Here is a 3,587-nt window from a genome sequence, read left to right on the forward strand (position 1 = left end):
CGCGCGGGCTTTCGCTTCGACGATGCTCATGTCCAGCGTGTCGAACCCATCCAGCGCGCCGGAGAGGGCGCGCAGAGACAGGATAGGCGGCGTGCCATTGGCAAAGCGGCGGATGTCAGGCGCCGGCTTGTATTCCGGGTCGAACGTGAACGGTCTGGCATGCCCCATCCAGCCGGGCAGGGGAGTGGTTACCTGCTGGACCACATCACTGTGCGCATAGACGAAGGCCGGCGCTCCCGGCCCACCATTCAGATATTTGTACGTACAGCCGGCCGCGAATTTCGCGCCGTCGGCTTTGAGGTCGAGGGCAAGCACACCGGTTGCGTGGCTGAGATCCCAGATGATCACCCCGCCTGCCTCTGTGGCCCGCTCTTCTGCCGCTGCAATATCGGCGACAGAGGCGGTGCGATAGTTGACCGCTGATTGGATGAGCACGCCGCCCGTCGCCTCAAGCCTCTCCAGCCCGGAGCCCGGCGCGGCGCGTTCGAACGCCGCCCCCGCCAGGCTGGCAAGCTGCTCGATCATGTACTGATCGGTCGGAAATTCGTCCGCCTCGACGATCAGCATTTGAGAGGCGGCGAGCGGAAGCGCCGCGCCGGCAAGCTTGTAGAGATTCGTCGAGACGCTGTCAGCAACGATCACATCGCCCGCATCAACCCCGATCAGGCGAGCGATCCGCGCGCCGGTCTTGCGCGCCAGGTCGAACCATCCGGCCTCATTCCAGGAGCGGATCAGGCCGCGGCGCCATTCGCCGGATGAGGCATCTTCGAGGGCGCCAAGCGCAGCCTTGCTCGCCGGGCCGAGCGAATGCCCATCGAGATAGATGAGCCCGTCTTCAAGATCGAACGCGCCGCGAACGCCGCCAAGCGGATCAGCCGCATCCTGCGCTGCTGCGTCGTCGCGGCTCTGTGGCAGCGTAAAATTCATCGACACCTCTTTGCTGGCGCATCCGATATTAGCGCTTGCGCCGGCCACGCCCAGCGCGTCACATGACGCGGCAAGCGGGGGCAGCGCAAGGGAAGACGATGAAATCACATGCAATTCTGGCCGCTGGTCTGGTCCTGGCAGCATGCAGCACAGGCGGGCCGCCCGCAGAGACGAAGCCAGCACTGAAGACGGAGGCGCCCATGGCAGCGCTTATGACCTGGTCGGACCTGCTAGCGGCGCCGAAGCCTCAACCCGACCGGACCGTGCGCACCGGCTCCGGCGAAACCGATATCGTCGATGTCTGGCTCCCGGATGGCGCAGGCCCGCACCCGACAGTTCTCATGATCCATGGCGGATGCTGGCAGAAATCCATCGCGGACCGCACGCTGATGAATTATGCGGCTGATGCCCTGCGCCAGGAGGGGCTGGCGGTCTGGAACATTGAGTATCGCGGCGTTGATGAAGCCGGCGGCGGGTATCCCGGCACCTTTCTTGATGTGGCACGCGGTGTCGATGCGTTGGGCGAGCTTGGGCCGGGCCTCGGTCTGGAGACGGGCAAGGTCGCCGCTTTCGGTCATTCGGCCGGCGGGCATCTCGCACTCTGGGCCGCCGCCCGCCACAAACTGCCGGCCGAAAGCCCGCTCTATGCCGAAGATCCGCTGCCGATTGCCGGTGTCGTGAATTCAGGCGGGCTCGCCGATCTCGAAGTGTCAGCGCCTGTGACACAGCCGGGCTGTCTTGCAGACATATTGGAGCAGCTCGTCGGCGCGCCGTCCGAAGGACGCCCGGACGTCTACTCCGCCACCTCGCCTGCCGAGATGCTCCCGATCGGCGTCAGGCAGATCAGCGTGAATGGAGCAGGCGACAGGATTGCGCCGCCCATCCTGGGCGAAAGCTATACGCAGAAAGCCGCCGGCGCAGGTGACGAGGCCGGTGTTCTGATTGTCCCGGCCAGCGGCCATGTCGAACTGATTGCGCCGGGAACAGACGCGTTCCAGACGCAGACCGCTCTCCTGAAATCGATACTCGGTCTCGGCCCGGACCAGCCCGGCGACTAGCGCATTACGTCTGGCAAATCGTCCGTATCGGCCGGTTCATGCTGGATGATCACCTGAGCGCCAAGCGTATCGGCCCGGTCCTCGAAGGTTTCCATCGACGCCAGGGTGGCGTCTTCACTCGAATTGAACTGCGGCACACGCTTCAACTCGCGGCTTTCGGTGCGGTGATAGAGATCACCGGTCAAAAGGACGGGGCCGGTCTCGGGCAGGTTGACGAGGAGCGAGGCGTGGCCCGGCGTATGGCCGGGTGTCATGAAGATGATGACGGAGCCATCGCCGAACACGTCGTGATTGTCGGGAATGATCTCGTAGGTCAGCAGATCGAAGCCCGGAAACTGGTTGGCCGCGTCGGCGCCGTCGGCATCGCTCTCGCCTGCGGCAGGGGCTTCTTCAGAGACTTCCGGTTCGGGGAACATATAGTCATATTCCATCTGGTTCACGAGCCAGACCGGGTCCTCCAGCAGGTCGACCTGGCCGGTATGATCGAAATGGCTGTGGGACACAGCGACATAGTCGATATCGCTCATGGAGAGGCCGAGATCTTTTACTTGCTCGCTGATGGTTTCATCGAGCGACACGGTAAAGACGCCCGTGGCCTGTTCTTCCTGCGACGTCAGAATGCCCGGCAGGCCGAGATCCCACAGCAGATTGCCATCCGGATGGCGCACCAGCCAGCACGTATTGGTGAACGTATCGGTTTCGCCGGCGTAATCGCCCGCTGTGGAGAAGATATCGAGATCAGAAACATAGATCGTCCCGCAATCGAGCTTGATGAGCTGAACGCTATCCACGCCATCAGCTGCCGCATCATCGCCCTCAGGCTCTGGCGCAGAGCTAACGCCATCTGAGGGCGCGGAGGCATCGCCGTTCGTATCGGCCTCGTCTGCGGGGCCTGAGCAGGCAGCGATGGCGAGAAGGAAGGCGCATGCCGACCCGAGTAAGACGTGTTTCATCTGATCAACCCCTGATTCCTGACGTCGTATTAGACCTGATCGCCAGACTTTGAAAGGCTTGCCCCATCGGGATTGATCTTGCGGTAAAAGCAGGACGGCCGGCCCGTATGACAGGCACGCCCGTCCTGCCTGACCTTGAGAAGCACAGCGTCCTGATCGCAATCCACGCGGATTTCCTCGACATGCTGGAGGCTGCCTGACGTCTCGCCCTTCACCCAGAGCTTCCGGCGTGAGCGGGACCAGTAGGTCGCCCGGCCTGTCTCGATCGTCTGGCGCAGGGCATCTGCATTCATCCAGGCAAGCATCAGAACCTCGCCGCTCTCCGCGTCCTGCGCAATTGCGGCGATCAGCCCGTCGGAGTTGAATTTCGGGCGCAGCTCAGGGGCCTCGTCCTGGGACTTGCCTTCAAGAGGGGGAGCGAAGTCGGTCATGCAATCTGTCCTAAATGATGCCGCGCGCTTTTAGGTCGGCGATCTGGTTTTCGTTCCTGCCGAGTGCGGCCAGAATCTCGCTCGTGTGCTCGCCAAGGCTGGGCGCCGGCCGCGCGGCCTTGCCCGGCGTTTGCGACAGTTTCGGGAAGACGCCCTGCATCGGCACCTCCCCGACAACTGGATGCACCATGCGGATAATCGCCTCGCGCGCCTTGATG

General features: G+C 63.3%; 5 protein-coding genes. 1 reads left to right on the forward strand and 4 read right to left on the reverse strand.

What is annotated here, in order from left to right:
* Window positions 1-927: hypothetical protein (locus WA989_RS06375; RefSeq protein ID WP_424339669.1), on the reverse strand; the 927-nt coding region annotated here is incomplete at its 3' end.
* A 200-nt stretch (window positions 928-1,127) separates the two neighbouring features.
* Here WA989_RS06375 and WA989_RS06380 point away from each other — a divergent pair.
* Window positions 1,128-1,985 (forward strand): alpha/beta hydrolase family protein, encoded by an 858-nt coding sequence (locus WA989_RS06380; protein WP_424339670.1) that lies wholly within the window; start codon window positions 1,128-1,130, stop codon window positions 1,983-1,985.
* Here the strand turns inward: WA989_RS06380 and WA989_RS06385 are convergent.
* The 3 genes from WA989_RS06385 to WA989_RS06395 all read right to left on the reverse strand — a co-directional run.
* On the reverse strand, window positions 1,982-2,938 hold the full coding sequence (locus WA989_RS06385; RefSeq protein WP_424339671.1) for an N-acyl homoserine lactonase family protein: 957 nt from the start codon (window positions 2,936-2,938) through the stop codon (window positions 1,982-1,984). The genes WA989_RS06380 and WA989_RS06385 overlap by 4 nt on opposite strands.
* Window positions 2,939-2,967: 29 nt before the next feature.
* Entirely contained in the window at window positions 2,968-3,369 is a 402-nt protein-coding gene (gene hisI / locus WA989_RS06390; protein ID WP_424339672.1) for a phosphoribosyl-AMP cyclohydrolase, read from the reverse strand.
* 10 nt (window positions 3,370-3,379) lie between these two features.
* The coding region (locus WA989_RS06395; protein WP_424339673.1) for a CoA transferase at window positions 3,380-3,587 on the reverse strand (208 nt) is incomplete at its 5' end.

The organism is Henriciella sp. (assembly GCF_049649345.1).
Classification (GTDB): Bacteria; Pseudomonadota; Alphaproteobacteria; order Caulobacterales; family Hyphomonadaceae; genus Henriciella.